16 protein-coding genes are annotated in these 20300 nt (G+C 72.0%); 2 read left to right on the top strand and 14 right to left on the bottom strand.

Annotated elements, in window-relative coordinates:
• The first annotated feature begins 267 nt into the window (after window positions 1-267).
• Both ACWC0C_RS21725 and ACWC0C_RS21730 read left to right on the top strand, forming a co-directional pair.
• Window positions 268-1266 (top strand): aldo/keto reductase, encoded by a 999-nt coding sequence (locus ACWC0C_RS21725; protein ID WP_450865282.1) that lies wholly within the window; start codon window positions 268-270, stop codon window positions 1264-1266.
• A 127-nt stretch (window positions 1267-1393) separates the two neighbouring features.
• On the top strand, window positions 1394-2542 hold the full coding sequence (locus ACWC0C_RS21730) for a PQQ-dependent sugar dehydrogenase (protein WP_450865283.1): 1149 nt from the start codon (window positions 1394-1396) through the stop codon (window positions 2540-2542).
• 15 nt (window positions 2543-2557) lie between these two features.
• Here the strand turns inward: ACWC0C_RS21730 and ACWC0C_RS21735 are convergent, their stop codons facing one another.
• The 14 genes from ACWC0C_RS21735 to ACWC0C_RS21800 all read right to left on the bottom strand — a co-directional run bounded on the left by ACWC0C_RS21735 (window position 2558) and on the right by ACWC0C_RS21800 (window position 20278).
• Window positions 2558-2776, bottom strand: coding sequence for a DUF6191 domain-containing protein (locus tag ACWC0C_RS21735; protein ID WP_450865284.1), 219 nt, complete (start codon window positions 2774-2776; stop codon window positions 2558-2560).
• Between the two features lie 49 nt (window positions 2777-2825).
• Entirely contained in the window at window positions 2826-5870 is a 3045-nt protein-coding gene (locus ACWC0C_RS21740; protein WP_450865285.1) for a helix-turn-helix transcriptional regulator, read from the bottom strand.
• Window positions 5871-6073: 203 nt separating this feature from the next.
• Window positions 6074-6265: a hypothetical protein gene (locus ACWC0C_RS21745; RefSeq protein ID WP_449199277.1), complete on the bottom strand. Its 192-nt coding sequence runs from the start codon at window positions 6263-6265 to the stop codon at window positions 6074-6076.
• A gap of 195 nt (window positions 6266-6460) precedes the next feature.
• Entirely contained in the window at window positions 6461-7108 is a 648-nt protein-coding gene (locus ACWC0C_RS21750) for a hypothetical protein (RefSeq protein ID WP_450865286.1), read from the bottom strand.
• Between the two features lie 45 nt (window positions 7109-7153).
• Entirely contained in the window at window positions 7154-7729 is a 576-nt protein-coding gene (locus ACWC0C_RS21755) for a GNAT family N-acetyltransferase (RefSeq protein ID WP_450865287.1), read from the bottom strand.
• The gene (locus ACWC0C_RS21760) at window positions 7707-9938 is read right to left on the bottom strand and encodes an MMPL family transporter (RefSeq protein WP_450865288.1); all 2232 of its coding nucleotides are present in this window, start codon (window positions 9936-9938) and stop codon (window positions 7707-7709) included. Before ACWC0C_RS21760 ends, ACWC0C_RS21755 begins: the two co-directional genes overlap by 23 nt.
• Window positions 9939-10215: 277 nt before the next feature.
• Window positions 10216-11730, bottom strand: coding sequence for an Asp-tRNA(Asn)/Glu-tRNA(Gln) amidotransferase subunit GatB (gene gatB, locus ACWC0C_RS21765; RefSeq protein ID WP_450865289.1), 1515 nt, complete (start codon window positions 11728-11730; stop codon window positions 10216-10218).
• Window positions 11731-11746: 16 nt separating this feature from the next.
• Window positions 11747-11986 (bottom strand): hypothetical protein, encoded by a 240-nt coding sequence (locus ACWC0C_RS21770; RefSeq protein WP_449199272.1) that lies wholly within the window; start codon window positions 11984-11986, stop codon window positions 11747-11749.
• Entirely contained in the window at window positions 11983-13482 is a 1500-nt protein-coding gene (gene gatA, locus ACWC0C_RS21775; protein ID WP_449199271.1) for an Asp-tRNA(Asn)/Glu-tRNA(Gln) amidotransferase subunit GatA, read from the bottom strand. Before gatA ends, ACWC0C_RS21770 begins: the two co-directional genes overlap by 4 nt.
• Window positions 13483-13487: 5 nt before the next feature.
• Window positions 13488-13784: an Asp-tRNA(Asn)/Glu-tRNA(Gln) amidotransferase subunit GatC gene (gatC, locus tag ACWC0C_RS21780; RefSeq protein WP_004925108.1), complete on the bottom strand. Its 297-nt coding sequence runs from the start codon at window positions 13782-13784 to the stop codon at window positions 13488-13490.
• Window positions 13785-13878: 94 nt separating this feature from the next.
• Window positions 13879-14373: a cupin domain-containing protein gene (locus ACWC0C_RS21785; RefSeq protein ID WP_450865290.1), complete on the bottom strand. Its 495-nt coding sequence runs from the start codon at window positions 14371-14373 to the stop codon at window positions 13879-13881.
• Window positions 14374-14559: 186 nt separating this feature from the next.
• On the bottom strand, window positions 14560-16800 hold the full coding sequence (locus ACWC0C_RS21790) for a putative bifunctional diguanylate cyclase/phosphodiesterase (protein ID WP_450865291.1): 2241 nt from the start codon (window positions 16798-16800) through the stop codon (window positions 14560-14562).
• A gap of 259 nt (window positions 16801-17059) precedes the next feature.
• Entirely contained in the window at window positions 17060-19255 is a 2196-nt protein-coding gene (gene ligA, locus ACWC0C_RS21795; protein ID WP_449199268.1) for an NAD-dependent DNA ligase LigA, read from the bottom strand.
• Window positions 19256-19270: 15 nt separating this feature from the next.
• Complete coding sequence (locus tag ACWC0C_RS21800; protein ID WP_450865292.1) at window positions 19271-20278, bottom strand: methionine synthase; 1008 nt, start codon at window positions 20276-20278, stop codon at window positions 19271-19273.
• Between the last annotated feature and the right edge of the window lie 22 nt (window positions 20279-20300).

A 20300-nucleotide genomic window follows, 5' to 3' on the forward strand; every position in this document is an offset into this window, starting at 1 on the left:
GGCCGGAGAAAATCTGCACCAGCTGTTCAGCGCAGGTGAGCGGGGTCTGGTGCGTGCAGCTGCAAGACGGAGGAGGGCGTCGACGCGATGGGGGTCCCCCCGCGCGAGCGAAGCCGAGCGTGGGGGAGTCGGCAACCGACGACAACGCCGCAGATGTGCGTGCCAGACCCCGCGTCTTCGGCAGGACCCGCCGGGCAGGCCCTAGGTCAGGTACGCGCGCGTGCAGAGGTTAGGTTGGGGGCCGGGCAGAGGGAGGTTCACGAGCAGGTGGAGCGCAGGACGATCGGCGCGGGGGCGCTCGCGGTGGGGGCCGTCGGACTCGGGTGCATGCCGATGAGCTGGGGGTACAGCGGGTCACGGCAGCGGGGCGACGAGTCACTCAGGACCGTGCACCGGGCGCTGGACCTGGGCTCGGCCCTCCTGGACACGGCGGACATGTACGGCCCGTTCACCAATGAGCTGCTGCTCGGGCGGGTACTCAAGGAGCGGCGGTCCGAGGCCTTCGTGTCCACGAAGGTGGGCCTGCTGGTGGGCGAGCAGCACATCGTGGCCAACGGCCGCCCGGGCTATGTGAGGCGGGCCTGCGACGCCTCGCTGCGGCGCCTGCAGACGGATGTGATCGACCTCTACCAGCTGCACCGCGCCGACCCCGAGGTCCCCGTCGAGGAGACCTGGGGCGCGATGGCGGATCTCGTCCGGGCGGGCAAGGTGCGCGCGCTGGGCCTGTGCGCGGTGGGGGCGCGCGGTGGCCGCCGCGCGGGATCCGGGCTGCACGACACGACCCTGCGCCAGCTGCAGCGGGTGCAGCAGGTGTTCCCGGTGGCCGCGGTGGAGGCGGAGCTGTCGGTGTGGTCGCCGGAGGCGCTGCGGGCACTGCTGCCGTGGTGCGAGGCGCGGGGCGTGGGTTTCCTCGCGGCGATGCCGCTGGGCAACGGCTTCCTGACCGGCACGCTGACGCCCGGCGAGGGATTCGAACCGGACGACATCCGCGCCCGCCACCCCCGTTTCACGGCCGAGATGATGGCGGCCAACCAACCGATCGTCGCGGGCCTGCGCCGCATCGCCCACCGCCACGGCGAACACGTCACCCCGGCCCAGGTGGCCCTGTCCTGGGTCCTGTCCCAGGGCCGCCATGTGATCGCCCTCCCGGGCACGAAGCGGGAGCGGTGGGCCGCGGAGAACGCGGGGGCGGCCGCCCTGCGGCTGACCCAGGAGGACCTGGCGGAGGTGTCGGGGCTGCCGGCGGCACAGGGGTCGTGGGACTGAGGGTTCCCGGGTCGGTCGGGGTGGATCGGGAACCCGGGCGGGGCGAGCGGCGTAGGAGAGGCAGGGGCTGTCGCACCTGCCGGTGGATCGCCGATGCGAAGGGACCGTGATCGTGCAACGTCGAGCTGTGCCGTCCGTGTTGGCCGTGGCCGCCCTCCTGGTGACGGCGGGCTGCTCCTCCCCCGGAGGGGGACCCCCGAGCTGGGCGGGGAGGGCGACGTCGGCGGGTACGGCATCGGGCGCGGCCCCCTCCGGCGCGGCCTCGGAGCCTGCGGCGCCGGCCAAGGGCTCGGTGAAGGTGCTGCGCACCGTCGCCGAGGGCCTGAAGACACCGTGGGGGCTGGCCCCGCTGCCCGGCGGCGGTCTGCTGGTCTCCTCCCGCGACGACGGCACGCTCACCCGGATCGACGAGAAGACGGGCCGCGAGACCGAGCTGGGCAAGGTCTCCGGGGTCTCCCCGGCCGGCGAGGGCGGTCTGCTGGGGATCGCCCTCTCCCCCGGCTACGCCTCCGACCACATGATCTACGCCTACTTCACCTCCGCCTCGGACAACCGCATCGTCCGCCTGCTGTACGACGAGCGGAAGCCGGCCGGTGAGCAACTGGGCGCTCCGGACACGGTGTTCAAGGGCATACCCAAGGGCGTTGTCCACAACGGCGGCCGGATCGCCTTCGGCCCGGACGGAATGCTGTACGCGGGCACCGGCGAGAGCGGCGAGCGGGGACTGGCCCAGGACAAGAAGTCCCTGGGCGGCAAGATCCTGCGCCTGACCCCGGAGGGCGAACCGGCTCCGGGCAACCCCTTCCCCGGCTCCCCGGTGTACTCGTACGGCCATCGCAACGTCCAGGGGCTGGCCTGGGACGACCGGCAGCGCCTATTCGCTTCGGAGTTCGGCCAGGACACCTGGGACGAGCTGAACGCGATCAAGCCGGGCGCCGACTACGGCTGGCCGCGGGCCGAGGGCAGGTCCTCCGACCCCGCCTTCGAGAACCCGATAGCCCAGTGGCCCACCGACGACGCCTCCCCCAGCGGCATCGCCTGCGTCAAGGGCGTGATCTGGATGGCGGGCCTGAAGGGCGGGCGGCTGTGGCGCATCCCGCTCAAGGGCACGGAGGCCTCGGCGGCACCCCAGTCCTTCCTCACCGGGCAGTACGGCCGCCTGCGCACGGTGGTCGCGGCGGACGGCGACAAGGTGTGGCTGGTGACGAGCAACACGGACGGCCGGGGTCACCCGAAGCAGGGGGACGACCGGGTGCTGGAGGTACAGGTGACGTAGCGTTCGCCGGACCGCTCACTCCTCTTCGGCGACCGTTTCCGGTCGCTGCTCCGGCGCCGCTTCGGCGGGCGGTGGTCCGGCAAGTCGTATCACCGCCTTCCCGGACGTCAGGTCTATCGGACCCCGTCCGGGGTCGTTGTCGCCTACGTCCTCGCGGGTCAGCTCCAGGCGGTTCTGTTCGTCCCGGGTGTGTTTGCGGCCGGGTGCGAACAGTTCCTCGAAGGCGTTGAACACGGTCCCTCCCCCGCTTTCTCCCCCTTGTGGCTTTTCTCCAGCGTAGGTCTCAGCCCGCCGTTCCGGCAGTGAGCGTCTCGGCCGGGAACAGCCCCAGCCGGTGCGCCACCGCCGCCGCCTCCCCGCGGCCCGAGACGCCGAGCTTGCTCAGGATGTTGGAGACGTGGACGCTCGCGGTCTTCGGGGAGATGAACAGCTCCTCGGCGATCTGGCGGTTGGTGCGGCCGGCCGAGACCAGCCGCAGGACGTCCCGCTCCCGGCTGGTGAGGCCGAGGGCCGCGGCCGGGTCGGCGGCGGCGAGGGCCTGCCGGGGTGCTCGGGTCAGGGTGAGGCGGGCACGCTGGGCGAGCCGGGCCACGGCGTCGGCCAGGGACCGGGCGTCGAGGTAGGCGGCGACCGCCGCGGCCAGCCGGAGCAGTTCGACCGCGCGGTCGCGTTCGTCCTCGCCGCTGTCGGCGGCGAGGAGGGCCGCGGCGAGGCGGTGACGGACCCGGGCGAGCTCGTAGGGGCGGTCCAGGCACTCGAAGGCGGTGACCACCGGGGACCAGTCGTCGGGGGTGTCGGCGCCCTGAGCGCGGCGGAGTTCGGCGCGGGTCCACTGCTCGTAGGCCTGCCAGAGCGGGGCGCCGGTGGTGAGCGTGCGTACGGCTTCGCGGAGGCGGTCGAGGATCTCGGCACGGCCCGGCTCGGCGGCGGGCAGGGCGCGGGCCTCGGCCTCCGCGGTGGCGGCGGCCCGCAGCAGCTGCCAGCCGTGGTGGTGGGTTCCGGGTGGGAAACCGTCGTCCAGGGCGCGGAGCAGTTCGGCGCGGGCGTCGTCGATGCGGCCCTCCTCGGCCGCGATGTCGAGGGTGACCCGGGCCAGGGGCAGGGAGTGCTGGGGCATGGAGTCGTGGGTGCCGAAGTGGGCGCGGGCGGCGGTGAGGTGCAGGCCGGCCTCGGCGAAGTCGCCGCGGGCCAGGGCGAGGTGGGCCAGGCGCAGGGCGCCCGCGCCGGGGGGCTTGGCGCTGTGGCGGACCTCGGTCGCGTGGGTGGCGGCTTCGGCGGCCTCCGTCCACTGGCCGAGCGCATAGAGAGACCCGGACAGATTGCCCTGCATGAAGGCCTCGAAGTCCGTCAGCCCGTGGGTGCGGGCGAAGGTGATGCCCTCGCGCAGGAGGGTGACGGCCTCCCGGTCGCGGCCGATGCCCTGCAGCTTGGAGGGCAGGTTCACATAGGCGCGGCCCGCGGTGTCGTGCACGCCCTCCGCGAGGGTGTCCCGCAGTACCTGCCGCATCTCCGCCATGCCGGTCTCGGTGTCACCGGAGTCCACCTTGAGGCTGCCCAGGGTGAGGCGGGCGTGCAGTTCGATGTCGCGGGCGCCGACCATGTGGGCGTACTCCACGGCGCGTTCGGCGGCGGCGAAGGCCTCGGGGCCGGGGCAGTGCAGCATGGACCAGTTGGCGGCGAGAGCCAGCACCTCGGCGTGCACCTCGGACGGCGGCAGGCCGCGCACCAGGTCCTGGGCGGTGGCCAGTTCCTGCCATCCGTCGCCGCGGGCCTGGGCCTGGACGAGCCGGGAGCGCTGCACCCAGAACCAGGCGGCGCGCAGGGGGTCCGGCTCGTCCTCCAGGAGACGCAGCGCCCGCTTGGTGATCTTCAGGGCGCGTTCGCGTTCGCCGCCGAACCGGCCCGCGACGGCGGCCTCGGCCATCAGGTCGAGGTAGCGCAGCGGGGTGGTCGCCGGGTCGCAGCCGCACGGAGGGTAGACCTCGGTGTAGTCGACCGGGCGCAGGGCGGAGCGCACCTCCTCCGGGGCGCTGTCCCACAGCTCCATCGCCCGCTCCAGGAGCCCGAGTTGTTCGGTGTAGGCGTGCCGGCGGCGGGCCACGACGGAGGCGGCCAGGACGGCGGGCAGGGCCTTGGCGGCGTCGCGGGCGTGGTACCAGTAGCTGGCCAGGCGCATCACGCGCGCGTCGGCCGGGACGAGCGTGGGGTCGGCCTCCAGGGCTTCGGCGTAGCGGCGGTTGAGGCGGGAGCGTTCGCCGGGCAGCAGGTCGTCGGCGACGGCCTCGCGGACCAGGGAGTGCCGGAAGCGGTGGCCGTCGCCGGCCGGGGTGACGGTGAGGATGTTGGCGCCGACGGCGGCCCGCAGCGCCTCGATGAGATCGTCCTCGCCGAGCTGGGCCACGGCGGAGATCAGCCGGTACTCCACGGTGGAGCCGCCCTCGGCGACGACCCGGGCGACCCGCTGGGCGCTCTCGGGCAGCGCCTCGACCCGGACCAGGAGCAGATCGCGCAGGGAGTCGGTGAGACCGGTGCAGCAGCCGTCGCAGGCGGCGACGGCGAGTTCCTCAACGAAGAAGGCGTTGCCGTCGGAGCGTTCGAAGATCTCGTCCACCTGGGCGGGGTCCGGTTCGGCGGCGAGGATGCCGGCGATCTGGCGGCCGACCTCCTCGCGGGTGAAGCGGGCGAGTTCGATGCGGCGGACGGTGCGCAGCCGGTCGAGTTCGGCGAGCAGGGGGCGCAGCGGGTGGCGGCGGTGGATGTCGTCGGAGCGGTAGCTGGCGAGGACGAGGAGCCGGCCGGCACGCAGGGTGCGGAAGAGGTAGGCGAGGAGATGGCGGGTGGAGGCGTCGGCCCAGTGCAGGTCCTCCAGGACGAGCACGACCGGCTGGTTCACGGCGACCCGTTCCAGCAGGCGGGCGGTGAGTTCGAACAGGCGGGCCATGCCCTGCTCGTCGTGGCGGCCGGCGCCGGCCTCGCCCAGGTCGGGCAGGAGGCGGGCCAGTTCCTCCTCCTGTCCGTGCGCGGCGGCGGCGAACTCCTCGGGCAGGGCGTCGCGCAGGGCGCGCAGCGCGGTGGAGAACGGCGCGAACGGCAGCCCGTCGGCGCCGATCTCCACACAGCCGCCGACGGCGACGACGGCGTGCCGGCCGGCGGCCGTGGCGAACTCCTCGACGAGGCGGGTCTTGCCGACCCCGGCCTCGCCGCCGAGCAGCAGTGCCTGCGGCTCGCCGGCGCGGGCGCGGGCGAGCGCGTCGTTCAGTGTGTCCAACTCGTCGGTGCGGCCGACGAACACGGGACTGACGGACCTGGTCTCCACGGGCCCGAGCATCGCACGAGGTTCGGACGACAGGGCAGCGGTTTTCCACAGGTTCGGTGTGATCGTCGTACCGGCGACCGGAAGGGTCGTGGCAACAGACGGAAGGGCCGTACGACTGGGATGGGCAGTCGTACGGCCCCGGTCCGCACGGTCCGGAAGGCGTCCGACCCCCGTGCGGCCGCCCTCCGTCCCGCTCCGGTCCGCCGCCGCGGTGTTCACGCGGTGCGCGGGATCCGGCGCCGGCGGGGGCGGTCGGTATGGGACTCGGCCACCGCGCCGTCGTGGCCGGCCCGGCCCACGTGGCGGACGGCGCGGTTGGCCCGGGCGACCTCGAGGGCCAGGCGCTCCTGCTCGGCCTCGCGGATCAGCTGGGCGGAGCGCATCTTGTGGAATTCGAGCTCGATCATGGCGTGTCCTTCGGGGAGAGCCGGTGGTTGCGTCGCTTTCTGCGATGCCTCCACCTTCGTCTCCCAGGGGGGTGCGCCACATCGGGAGAGTTCCGCATCTTCGGGCGGCGCACGGGCCGCACGCGCGCGTAAGGGGCCTTAGGGAGTCCGTAAGGTGCTCGTGGATTCCCTAAGGCCCCTTGGGCCTGCGGGCGCTCAGCTCGCCGAAGGCAGGGCGAGCAGGGCGTCGGAGTACTTCAGAACGGCCAGCAGCAGGCCGATGACGCCGAGCGAGACACCCGCCCAGGCGACCGACCTGATCCAGGGCGCCTGCGGGCGGCCGGGGGCGCCGAAGGCGGGCCGGGCGAGCACGACGACGCCGGTGAGCAGCGCCGCCAGCGCGAACAGGCCGGCCCACAGCGCGGTGCTGTGCCAGGCGTTGCCGTAGACCGCCTTGATCTGGGTGGCGACGCTCGCGGTGGAGGAGGTCCGCAGCTGGCCGATGAGCTGCTGGCGGGCGCCGGCGACGGTGCCGATCCAGCCGCCGCTGAGCGAGACCAGGCCCAGCGCGGCGGAGACGACGGCACCGGCGCCCTGGCCGACCCCGGAGGGCCCCTTGTCCCCGGCGAGTTCTTCCTCCGCTCCGGGGTCCTCTTCCTCGGCGGTCTCGGCCGCGACGGCCTCCCCTGCGGCGGGCTCTTCCCCGGTGGGCCCTTCCGTACCGGTCCCTTCCTCAGCCCCGGGTTCCCCGGCGGCCCCCGCCCGGGCTTCCTTCTCCCCGGCGGTCCCGGTCTTCCCCCTCGTCTCGTCGTCCTCGCGCGCCTCGGTGCCGGCCTCGGCGCCTTCCTGTGTCTTCGTAGCCATGCGAGGCACCGTACGGACGCCGTCTGAGAAGTCCCTTAATGATCGTCAATGATCGTTGCGCGCGGTACGCGCGCGTGCCGCACGCCATTCGGGGGCGAGCACGGACCAGATCTCGGTGCTGGTCCGCACGCCCCCGTGCGGGTAGTTCTCGCGGAGCACGCCCTCGCGGGTCATGCCGAGCCGCCGGGCCACGTTGATGCTGGGCTCGTTGGCGCAGGACACGTGCCACTCCACGCGGTGCATGCCGCGCTCCTCGAAGGCCCAGTGCAGCATCACCCGCATGGCCCGCGTGACCAGCCCGCGCCCGGCCGCCGCCGGCTCCAGCCAGCAGCCGGCCTCGCAGACTCCGCTCGCGGTGTCCCACACCCGGAACAGCACCCCGCCGACCAGCTTGCCGTCCAGCCAGATGCCGTGCAGGCCCCCGGCGTCGGCGCCACGCTTGTCGGCGTACGACTTCAGCCAGGAACGGGCGCCCTCCAGGTCGGACACCGCGTCCGACAGCCCGATGTGCCGGCCGATGAACTCCCGTCCCCGGTCGATGTTGGCGAGGACCTCCTCGGCGTGCCAGACCTCCAGGGGCCGCAGCTCGGCGCCGTCGTCACCCAGGGATATCGCGTACATCGTGCTGCTCGTCCTTCCGCAGTTCCGCCACCGAGACCCTGCCGAGCCTCTCATGCGCCGCGCGGCACTCGGGCGGCTCGATGCTGATCCGCGGCAGACGGCGCTCCAGCCAGGCGGGCAGCCACCAGTTGGCGGCGCCGAGCAGATGCATCAGCGCGGGCACGAGCAGGGTGCGCAGCACGAAGGCGTCCAGGGCGACGGCGGAGGCGAGCGCGATGCCGAACATGGCGATCACGCGGTCGCCGCTGAGCACGAAGGCGAGGAAGACCGAGATCATGATGATCGCGGCGGAGTTGATGACCCGGCTGGTCTCGGCGAGGCCCACACGGACGGCGCGCCGGTTGTCGCCGGTCTCCAGCCACTCCTCGTACATCCGGCTGACCAGGAAGACCTGGTAGTCCATGGAGAGCCCGAAGAGGACGGACACCATGATCACGGGCAGGAAGGGCTCGATGGGGCCGGCCCGGCCGAGGCCGAGCAGTTCGCTGCCCCAGCCCCACTGGAAGACGGCGACGACGATGCCGAACGCGGCGGCCACGGCGGCGATGTTCATCACGGCGGCCTTCAGCGGGATGCCGAGCGAACGGAACGCGACGAGCAGCAGGAGACAGCCGAGCCCGATGACCGCGCCGACGAACAGCGGCAGCTTGCCGACGATCACATCCGCGAAGTCGTCGTAGCCGGCGGTGACCCCGCCGACCTGGATGTCCAGGGAGGTGCCGGTCTCCGCGCGCGGCAGCACCTTCGTGCGCAGCCGGTCCACGAGGTCGCTGGTGTCCTGCGACTGCGGCGCGGAGTCGGGGACGACGGTGAGATAGGCGGTGCCGCCGCCGGTGGCGTAGGCGGCGGGGGTGACGGAGGCGACGCCCGGGGTGGCGCGCAGGGTCTCGTCGAGGTCGTCCAGGGCGAGCTTGTCGCCGGCGCCGTCGACGTGCGTCACCAGCGTCAGGGGTCCGTTGACACCGGGTCCGAAGCCGTCGGCGAGCAGGTCGTAGGCCTTGCGGGTGGTGGAGGTGCGGGGGTCGTTGCCCTGGTCGGAGGTGCCGAGGTGGAGGGAGAGCGTCGGCAGGGCGAGCAGCGCGACGACGGCGAGGGCGAGCGAACCGAGCAGTTTGGGGTGGCGTTCGACGAGCGCCGACCAGCGGGCGGCGAGCCCGGTGGGCAGCTCGGGGCGCGGGCCGTGCTCGGCGAGCCGGCGCCGCTCGCGGCGGCTGAGGGCCCTCGGACCGATGTACGACAGCAGGGCGGGCAGCAGGGTGACCGAGGCCGCGACGGTGAGCACCACCGTCAACGAGGCGGCCACGGCGACCCCGTTGAGGAATCCCAGACGCAGGGTGAGCATCCCCAGCAGGGCGATGCACACTGTCGCACCCGCGAAGACGACCGCGCGTCCGGTGGTGGCCACGGCGTTCACGGCGGCCTCGGTGACGCTCAGGCCGCGTTTCAGTCCGCGCCGGTGCCGGGTCACGATGAACAGCGCGTAGTCGATCCCGACGCCGAGGCCGATCAGCATCCCGAGCATGGGCGCGAAGTCGGCGACCGTCATGGCGTGTCCGAGCAGCCCGATACCGGCGTAGGCGGTGCCGACGCCGACCAGCGCGGTGGCGATGGGCAGAAGGGAGGCGGCGAGCGAGCCGAAGGCGAGGAACAGCACCACGGCGGCAACGAGCACACCGACCACCTCGGCGGTGTACTCGCGCGGGGACGCGGTGAGCCCGATCGCGCTGCCGCCCAGCTCCACCTGGAGCCCGTCGGCCTCGGCGGCCTTGGCGGTGCGCACCACGTCCTGCGCCTCGGACCTGCCGATGTGGTCGGCCGGCTGGGTGAAGGTGACGGTGGCGTACGCCGTATGGCCATCGGCGCTGATCCGGTGCGCGCCCTGGCTGCCGTACGGGCCGGTCACCGAGGCGACTGCCGGCAGCGAGGCGATCCGGTCCAGGGTGCGGGTCATGGTCTGCTCGACGTCGGCGGCGCTGACGGTGCCGGTGGCGGTGTGCCAGACGACGGTGTCGCTGTCCCCGCCCAGCCCCGGGAAGCCCTCCTTGAGCAGCTGCGACGCACGGCCGGACTCGGTACCGGGGACCTCGTAGTCGTTCGAGTACGCCGCACCGGCCACGGCGGCGGCAGCGGTGACCCCGCCGAAGGCGAGGAGCCACAGCAGCACGGCGATCAGCCGATGCCGGACACACCAACGGGCGAGGTCTGCCACGGACGTGCTCCCAGAGGACGATGTGTGATCTTTGGCCGGGAACGATCGTCCATGAACGGAACAGCCCGCAAAGAAGGTATGTGTAATCGCGGAACACTCTTGCAGGCGAAAGTGATCGTTTGCCGTGTTCGTGGGCTTATTCACAGGAGTGGGAGGGACATCACAGGACACTCCGGCGAACTCTGTCACCCCGGGCGGCACTTCGGGACATCGGGTGCAGAACGACGTACGGCCCCGGAGGGCATCCCCCCGGGGCCGTACGTCGTGGAGTGCGGGCTCAGCCCTCGCTCACGCCCAGCTGCTGAAGGATCAGCTCCTTGACGCGGGCCGCGTCGGCCTGACCGCGGGTCGCCTTCATGACCGCGCCGACCAGCGCGCCGGCCGCGGCCACCTTGCCACCGCGGATCTTGTCCGCGATGCCCGGGTTGCCGGCGATGGCCTCCTCGACGGCGGCGGTCAGCGCGCCCTCGTCGGAGACGACCTTCAGGCCGCGCTTGTCGACGACCTCGTCCGGGGTGCCCTCGCCCGCGAGGACGCCCTCGATGACCTGGCGGGCCAGCTTGTCGTTCAGGTCGCCCTTCGCGACAAGCTCGGCGACCCGGGCCACCTGCTGCGGCGTGATCGCCAGCTCGTCCAGCGCCTTGCCGGACTCGTTGGCGCTGCGCGCCAGCTCGCCCATCCACCACTTGCGGGCGGAGGCGGCGTCGGCACCGGCGTCGATCGTGGCGACGATCGGGTCCAGCGCACCGGCGTTGAGGATCGCCTGCATGTCGGTGGCCGAGATGCCCCACTCGGCGAGCAGCCGGGTACGGCGGACCAGCGGCAGCTCCGGCAGGGCCGCGCGGATCTCCTCGACCCACTCGCGCGAGGGCGCGACGGGCACCAGGTCGGGCTCCGGGAAGTACCGGTAGTCCTCGGCCTCCTCCTTCACGCGGCCCGAGGTCGTCGACCCGGTGTCCTCGTGGAAGTGGCGGGTCTCCTGGACGATCTTGCCGCCGTCGTTCAGCACGGCGGCGTGCCGCATGACCTCGAAGCGGACCGCGCGCTCCACCGAACGCAGCGAGTTGACGTTCTTGGTCTCGCTGCGCGTGCCGAACTGCTCGCTGCCCTTGGGCATCAGCGACAGGTTGACGTCGCAGCGCATCTGGCCCATCTCCATGCGGGCCTCGGACACGCCGAGCGCACGGATGACCTCGCGCAGCTCACGGACGTACGCCTTCGCCACCTCGGGGGCGCGCTCGCCGGCACCGACGATCGGCTTGGTGACGATCTCGATGAGCGGGATGCCCGCGCGGTTGTAGTCGAGCAGCGAGTGCTGCGCGCCGTGGATGCGGCCGGTGGCACCGCCGACGTGGGTCGATTTGCCGGTGTCCTCCTCCATGTGGGCGCGCTCGATCTCCACGCGGAAGGTTTCGCCGTCCTCCAGCTGCACGTCGAGGTAGCCGTTGAAGGCGATCGGCTCGTCGTACTGGGAGGTCTGGAAGTTCTTCGGCATGTCCGGATAGAAGTAGTTCTTCCGGGCGAAGCGGCACCACTCGGCGATCTCGCAGTTCAGCGCGAGACCGATCTTGATCGCGGACTCGACGCCGGTCGCGTTGACGACCGGGAGGGCGCCGGGCAGGCCGAGGCAGGTCGGGCAGGTCTGCGAGTTGGGGTTGGCGCCCAGCTCGGTCGAACACCCGCAGAACATCTTGGTCTTGGTGCCGAGTTCCACATGGACCTCGAGGCCCATGACGGGGTCGTACGACGTCAGCGCGTCCTCGTACGACACCAGGTCGGTCGTGGTGGTCACGGTGAAAACTTCCCTCTCAGCCCAGCAGGACGTCGTCGTCGCCCAGCCGCTTCAGCTCACGGCAGAGGATCGCGAGGCCGGTGACGATCGCGACGGCGGACACGGTGGCGTCGATCAGCCGCAGCGTGTCGCCCTCGGCGCGGGCCTTCTTGATCTGCTTGGCGACACCGAACGCGCCGAACGCGGTGGTGGCCATGGACAGGTACGTACCGGACTTGGACTTCTTGAAGCCCTTGGCCTTGGACAGTGCGCTCACAGCGACGGTGCCTCCTCCAGCAGCGGGTGTCCCCACTTTTCCACGAAGGCGGCCTCGACGGCGGCGCCCACCTTGTACAGGCGGTCGTCCTGCATCGCCGGGGCGATGATCTGCAGGCCCACCGGGAGGTTGTCCTCCGGGGCGAGACCGCAGGGCAGGGACATGGCCGCGTTGCCCGCCAGGTTGGTCGGGATGGTGCACAGGTCCGCGAGGTACATCGCCATCGGGTCGTCGGCGCGCTCGCCGATCGCGAAGGCGGTGGTGGGCGTCGTCGGCGAGACGATGACGTCCACCTGCTCGAAGGCCTTCTCGAAGTCGCGCGTGATGAGCGTGCGGACCTTCTGCGCGGAGCCGTAGTACGCGTCGTAGTAGCCGCTCGACAGCGCGTACGTGCCGAGCATGATCCGGCGCTTCACCTCCGGGCCGAAGCCCGCCTCACGGGTGAGCGAGGTGACCTCCTCGGCCGAGTGGCCGCCGTCGTCGCCGGTGCGCAGGCCGTAGCGCAGGCCGTCGAAGCGGGCGAGGTTGGAGGAGCACTCGGACGGCGCGATCAGGTAGTACGCCGACAGGGCGAGGTCGAAGGACGGGCAGTCCAGCTCGACGATCTCGGCACCCAGCTCCTTCAGCAGCTCGACCGACTCGTCGAAGCGCTGGATGACACCGGGCTGGTAGCCCTCGCCGCGGAACTGCTTGACCACGCCGACGCGCATGCCCTGGACGCTGCCATTGCGGGCGGCCTCGACGACCGGCGGGACCGGGGCGTCGATGGAGGTGGAGTCGAGCGGGTCGTGCCCGGCGATGACCTCGTGCAGCAGCGCCGCGTCCAGGACCGTACGGGCGCAGGGCCCGCCCTGGTCGAGGGACGAGGAGAAGGCGACCATGCCGAAGCGGGAGACCGCGCCGTACGTCGGCTTGACGCCGACCGTGCCGGTGACGGCGGCCGGCTGGCGGATGGAGCCGCCGGTGTCGGTGCCGATGGCGAGCGGGGCCTGGAAGGAGGCGAGCGCGGCGGAGGAACCGCCGCCGGAGCCGCCCGGGATCTTGGTGAGGTCCCACGGGTTGCCCGTCGGCCCGTACGCGCTGTTCTCGGTCGAGGACCCCATGGCGAACTCGTCCATGTTGGTCTTGCCGAGGATGACGACGTCAGCGGCCTTCAGCTTCTTGGTGAGGGTGGCGTCGTACGGCGGGATCCACCCTTCCAGGATCTTCGAACCGACGGTCGTGGGCACGCCCTCGGTGGTGAAGATGTCCTTGAGCGCGAGCGGGACGCCGGCGAGAGGGCCGAGCTTCTCCCCGCGCTCCCGCTTCTCGTCCACGGCACGGGCCTGGGCGAGGGCGCCCTCGCGGTCGATGTGCAAGAAGGCGTGCACCTTCTCGTCGACGGCCTCGATGCGGGCGAGGTGGGCCTCGGTGACCTCGACGGCCGTCAGCTCGCCGGAGGCGATCTTCTCGGCGATCTGCGCGGCCGTGAGCTTGATGATGTTGCTGTCCGTCATGGTGGTCACTCCTCCCCCAGGATCTGCGGCACCTTGAAACGCTGCTGCTCCTGGGCCGGGGCGCCGGAGAGCGCCTGCTCGGGGGTGAGCGAGGGACGGACCTCGTCCGGCCGCATGACGTTCGTCAGCGGGAGCGGGTGCGAGGTCGGCGGTACGTCTTGGTCGGCGACCTCGCTGACGCGGGCGACCGCGCCGATGATGTCGTCCAGCTGTCCCGCGAAGTGGTCGAGTTCTTCGGGCTTCAGCTCCAGACGCGCCAGCCGGGCGAGGTGGGCGACCTCCTCGCGCGTGATGCCAGGCATGCAGCGATCCTCTGGGGTGAGTGTGTGTGGTTTGGGCTCAATCCTATGGGGCGGGGCCGGGTGGCCGTTAAACGGTTTCCCGGCCCGGTGTCCGTCAGCCCCGGCGGCCCTCCCAGACCTCGCTTTCGAGGAAGTGGTTGTCGTACCGGTCCTGCACCTCGAGGATGCTCTCCGGGGTGGCCTCGCCGACGCGGATGCGCTGGAGGTGGCGGAAGTACTCGAAGCGCTCGATGCCCGGCGTGAAGACGATGAGGATGTCGGCCGTGGCATCCGGGACGGCGGCGAAGGCGTGCGGCTTCTCCGGCGGGACGATGACGAGATCACCGTGCTCGGCGGTGACGATGTCGTCGCCGGACAGGATCTCGGCGCACCCGTCGAGCAGGTAGAACATCTCCGCCCCGTTGTGGTGGAGGTGGGGCCGTGCGCCGTCGGCGCCCTGCGCCAGGGTGACGCGCACGGTGGACAGCGCCCCTCCGGCCGAACTTTTGTCCGCCAGCAGCTGGACACGGACGGGGACGTCCCCGACCAGCTCGGCCTCGGCGCCGCGGACGATCACGGAATCGTCGAACCTGGGCACGACCAATGACATGACGTCCCCCTTTGTGGTGTTTTTGCGCAACGTGACCACAGTGGTACGAGTGCCACGCAGACCACGAACCACGCCTCGGCGCGGCCGCGCGAAGGCCGGCAGGGCCAGACCCAGCAGCCCGAAGGTGCCGTCCCTGAAGCCCTTGATGAAGCCGAGGGCGCGGGATCAGTGCCGCGGGTGGGAAAGCTACTCGGCAGCCGGAAGAGCCGCACGCGGCCGTTGCCACCCACGCGAACCACGGGCCCGCAACCACGCGGTCGTCTCCTCGGGCGGCATGGCAGCGGCGACAAGCCACCCCTGCACGGCGTCACACCCGAGATCCCGCAACCGCTCCCACGTCTCGTCGTCCTCCACCCCTTCGGCGACGACGAGCAGCCCCAGCGAATGCGCCAGATCCACGGTGCAGCGCACGATCTCCGCGTCCTCGGCGTCAACGGCCAGCCGCGCCACGAACGACCGGTCGATCTTCAGCTCGCTCACCGGCAGCCGGCGCAGATGCACCAGCGACGAATACCCGGTCCCGAAGTCGTCGAGGGACATCTTCACGCCGTGCCCGGTCAGCCCCGCCAGGGTGTCCGCGGCCCGCTGCGGATCCTCCAGCAGCACATGCTCGGTTATCTCCAGCTGCAGGGCACCCGCAGGGACCCCGTGCCGGGCCAGCCGCGCGGCGACCGACCCCGCGAACCCGGGCGTGTGGACGTCGCGCGGGGAGACGTTGACGGCGACGGGGACGCGCAGCCCCTGCGCGCGCCACTTGGCGACCTGCCCGAGCGCGGTCTCCAGGACGTACTCCGTCAGATGGGGCATCAGCCCCGAGGACTCGGCGATCGCTATGAACTCGTCCGGCGGAACCTTCCCGCGCTCGGGATGCACCCAGCGGACCAGTGCCTCCAGGCCCGCGACCTGGCCGTCGAAGCGGACCTTGGGCTGGTAGTGCAGCTGTACCTCGTGCGCGTCCAGCGCCCGGCGCAGATCGCCCAGCAGACCGAGCCGGTCGGGGGTGTTGGAGTCCCGCTTGGACTCGTACACCTCCACTCCCGTACGGTCCCTTTTCGCCTGGTACATCGCCACGTCCGCCCGCCGCAGCAGCCCTTCGGCGTCCAGCGCGTGGTCGGGGAAGACGGCGACGCCGGCGCTGGCCTCCAGGACGAGGGTGAGCCCGTCGAGATCCAGCGGGGAGCTGAGCGCGGCGACGAGGCCGCGGGCGACGCGGGTGGCCGACGTGGTGGAGTCGGCGACGGGCAGTAACACGGCGAACTCGTCACCGCCGAGCCGCGCGGCCTCCGCTCCGCGCGGCAGGGCGAGCCGCAGCCGGTCGGCTATCTGGAGCAGCAGCCGGTCGCCGGCGAGGTGACCGAGGGTGTCGTTCACCGAACGGAACCGGTCGAGGTCGATCAGCATGAGGGCGGAGCGGGCGTCGATGCGTTCGGCGTCGTCGAGGGCCGTCCAGATCCGCTCCAGCAGCCACTGCCGGTTGGGCAGCCCGGTCAGCGGGTCGCGCAGTTGCTCCTCGGCACGTGCGCGGGCCATCCACAGGGTGGAGTCCAGGGCGATGAGGGGGATGGCGAACAACGGGAGCAGGATCGGCTGGGCGTCGGCGACGACACACAGCAGCGGTGCGATGCCGAGCAGCGCGACGGCGACCAGACCCTGTCTGACCAGGGCGGTCCGGGCCACGGTGGGCACTTTGCCGTCGCGTGGGGCGTACAGATACCACTGCAGGCCGCGGCTGACGGCGAGGTAGGCGACGGCGGCGAGGACCACCTCGGGTGCGGCGGCGAAGCTCCAGCTGTCGGGCCGCCAGGGCGTCTCGACGCTCGGGACCCGGCCGAACGCGCCGAGCAGCAGCGCGCCGGCGCCGATGCCGAGGATGTCCACCGCGCCGTGCAGCACCCCCTGCCGCCAGCGGTGGCGCCGGGCGATACCGACCAGCACGACGACGGTGAGGCTGACCATGCCGGCGGGCACCCAGCCGTACAGCAGCAGGACGGCGAGGGTGAGGGCGGCGCCGGAGCCGGTGCCGCCCCACCAGCGGGCGCGGCCCAGCATCACGAGGTGGCCGACGATGACGCCGGTGAGCAGGGCCAGCGCCCAGCCGACCGTGCCGCCCGGGAAGAGGGCGTGGTGGCCGGTGAAGGCGCGGTAGAAGCCGGCGCCGAGGACGAATGCGGCGGCGGCCACGACGGCCGCGGGCAGGGCGGGCCAGGACAGGTGCCGTTCGGGGTCGGCGCCGGTCAGGGCGGGGGCGGGCTCGATGGCCAGGGGTATCGGGGGGTGGGCGTCGGCGGCGGCGCCCGGTCCGGCCGCGCGGGCATGACCGCCCGTACGCCCGTGGGCCCGCCCCGTCCACCGGGTCCCCCGCCAGGTGACCGCACGACGGCGCAGGCGCAGCCGTGAGTCCGGGGCGACGCTCTCGGTCGGTTCCATTCCCGTCCCTCTCACAGCCGGCGGTGCCCACGCCACGCGGCCCGATGTCCGACAGCCATCAGCGGCTCCGCGTTGGAGAACCCTTCCCCGCGCCCTGGGAGCGCGCGGGGATGCCCCAACCGCAGCTGGGCACGGCAGGTGCACATCCCAACAGTAGGCCGCGGATGGCTTCCACGGGCACCGGTCGTCGACGGTTGCCCGAATGCGCCCGGGCCACCCGTATGCAACTGATATGCGCCGATCGGGTGGCCTTCAACCGCTACTCCCCGGTCGAAAGCGCGACTTCGGCCGCGGCTTCGGGTCCCTGCTCCAAGAGGACGCCGAAACCGTCCTCGTTCAGGACCGGAACCTTCAGTTGCATGGCTTTGTCGTACTTCGATCCGGGGTTGTCACCCACAACGACGAACGAGGTCTTCTTCGAGACGGATCCGGTCACCTTCGCACCCCGGCTCTGCAGTGCCTCCTTGGCGCCGTCACGGGTGTGGTTCTCCAGGGTGCCGGTGACGACGACCGTGAGCCCCTCCAGCGGGCGCGGGCCCTCGTCCTCGCCGGTCGAGGCGTCCTCCAGCGGGACTCCGGCGTCCTTCCACTTGCGGACGATCTCGCGGTGCCAGTCCTCGGCGAACCACTCCTTGAGTGCGGCGGCGATGATCGGGCCGACGCCGTCGGTGGCCGCCAGCTCCTCCTCGGTGGCCTGTTCGATGCGGTCGATGGAGCGGAACTCGCGGGCCAGGGCCTGTGCGGCGACCGGGCCGACGTGCCGGATGGACAGGCCGTTGAGGAACCGGGCCAGCGGGCGCTGCTTGGCCGCCTCGATGTTCTCCAGCAGGGCGAGGGTGTTCTTCTTCGGCTCGCCCTTCTGGTTGGCGAAGACCGTGACGACCTTCTCCTCGCCCGTCTTGGGGTCCCGCTTGGGCAGACCGCTGTCGGGGTCGAGGACGTAGGCCTTGATGGGCAGCAGCTTCTCCACCGTCAGGTCGAACAGGTCGCCCTCGTCCACCAGCGGCGGGTCGGCCGGCTCCAGCGGACGGGTGAGCGCGGCGGCTGCCACCCCGCCGAAGTGCTCGATGTCCAGGCACTCCCGGCCCGCGAGGTAGGAGACGCGCTCGCGCAACTGGGCAGGGCACGTGCGGCCGTTGGGGCAGCGGAGGTCGACGTCGCCCTCCTTCATGGGCCGGAGCGGTGTGCCGCACTCGGGGCACTCGCCCGGCATCACGAACTCCCGCTCGCCGCCGTCCCGCAGGTCGACGACCGGGCCGAGGATCTCCGGGATCACGTCACCGGCCTTGCGCAGGACGACCGTGTCCCCGATGAGGACGCCCTTGGCCTTGACGACCTCCTGGTTGTGCAGGGTGGCGAACTCCACCTCGCTGCCCGCGACCGTGACCGGCTCGACCTGCGCGTACGGCGTGACCCGGCCGGTGCGGCCGACGCCCACCTTGATGTCGACGAGCTTGGTGTTGACCTCTTCCGGCGCGTACTTGTAGGCGATCGCCCAGCGCGGCGCACGCGCGGTGGAGCCGAGGCGGCCCTGGAGGCGGATCTCGTCCAGCTTGACGACGACACCGTCGATCTCGTGCTCCACGGAGTGGCGGTTCTCGCCGTAGTGGGCGATGAACTCGCGTACGCCGTCGAGGTCGTCGACCACGCGGTTGTGCGGGGAGGTGGGCAGGCCCCAGGTCTTCAGCAGGTCGTACGCCTGGGAGAGGCGGGTCAGGCCCGTGAAGCCCTCCAGGGCGCCGATGCCGTGGACGACCATGTGCAGCGGTCGGGTGGCGGTGACCCGCGGGTCCTTCTGGCGCAGCGAACCGGCGGCGGCGTTACGGGGGTTGGCGAACGGCTTGTCACCGGCGGCGACCAGGCGTTCGTTCAGTTCGAGGAACTTCTCCATCGGGAAGTAGACCTCGCCGCGGATCTCCACCAGGTCCGGCACCTTGTCGCCCTTGAGGCGGTCCGGGATCTCCGTGATCGTACGGACGTTGGGGGTGATGTCCTCGCCGGTGCGGCCGTCGCCGCGGGTCGCCGCGCGCGTGAGGCGGCCGTTCTCGTACGTGAGGTTGACCGCGAGGCCGTCGACCTTCAGCTCGCACAGGAAGTGGTAGTCCTGGTCGCCGAGTTCACGAGCGATGCGGTCGGCCCAGGCGGCCAGCTCGTCGTCGTTGAAGGTGTTGTCGAGCGAGAGCATGCGCTGGCGGTGCTCGACCGCGGTGAACTCCGTCGCGTACGACCCCGCGACCTTCTGGGTGGGCGAGTCCGGGGTGCGCAGCTCGGGATACTGCTCCTCCAGCGCCTCCAGGGTCTTCAGGAGCTTGTCGAACTCGGCGTCGCTGATGACGGGAGCGTCCTTCACGTAGTACCGGAAGCGGTGCTCCTCGATCTGCTCAGCGAGCTGCGCGTGCTTGTCACGTGCCTCGGCGGGCACTGCCGTCTCCGCCTGCTGCTTGTCGCCGGCCACCGTGTTGTCCTCCCGTTACTCTGGGTTGTCCGCGAGGGATCTCGCCGCCCGGACGCAGTGGGCGAGGGCCTGCCGCGCGTAGGCGGGGGAAGCGCCCGCCAGACCGCACGCCGGGGTGACCGTGACGGCCTGCGCGAGCAGCCCCGGATGCAGCCCCAGCCTGCGCCACAGCGTCCTGACACCCATGACGCTACCGGCAGGGTCTGACAATGGGCCGTCCGTGCCCGGCACGACACCGGCGAACAGGCGCGTGCCGCCCTCCACGGCCTCGCCGATCGCGTCGTCGTCACGTTCGGTGAGCAGGGAGAAGTCGAAGGAGACGGCGGCCACGCCGGCCCGGCGCAGCAGGGCGAACGGCACGTCGGGCGCGCAGGAGTGGACGACCACGGGCCCGCCCGCGTGCGCCGCGATCACGTCCCGCAGGGTGGCCTCCACGACCTGCCGGTCCACGGCGCGGTGCACGCGGTAGCCGCTGGCGGTACGGACCTGTCCGCGCAGTACGGCGGTGAGGGAGGGCTCGTCGAGCTGGAGCACGAGCCGGGCGCCGGGGACACGGCGCCGTACCTCGGCGAGGTGGAGCCGCAGCCCCTCTCCGAGCGAGGCGGCGAGGTCCCGGCAGGCGCCGGGGTCGGAGAGGGCGGCCTCGCCGTTCTTCAACTCGACCGCGGCGGCGAGCGTCCAGGGTCCGACGGCCTGCACCTTCAGGTCGCCCTCGTACCCCTGGGTGAACTCCTCCAGGGCGTCCAGGTCCTGCCCGAGCCAGGACCGGGCCCGCTTGGTGTCCCGGCCCGGCCGGTCCCCGATCCGCCAGCCGCTGGGCTCCACGCGCGCGTACAGCTCGACGAGCATCCCTGCGGTACGGCCGATCATGTCGGCGCCGGGGCCGCGCGCGGGCAGCTCGGGCAGGAAGGGGAAGTCCTCGAAGCTGCCGGTGACGGTCTTGGCCGCTTCCCGCGCATCTCCGCCGGGCATGGACCCCACTGCGGTGGCCGGGGGGAACCTCAACTGGGTGCTCTCACTCACTCCGGCAGGGTATGCCGTTCCC

The sequence above is a fragment of the Streptomyces sp. NPDC001709 genome (assembly GCF_053596375.1).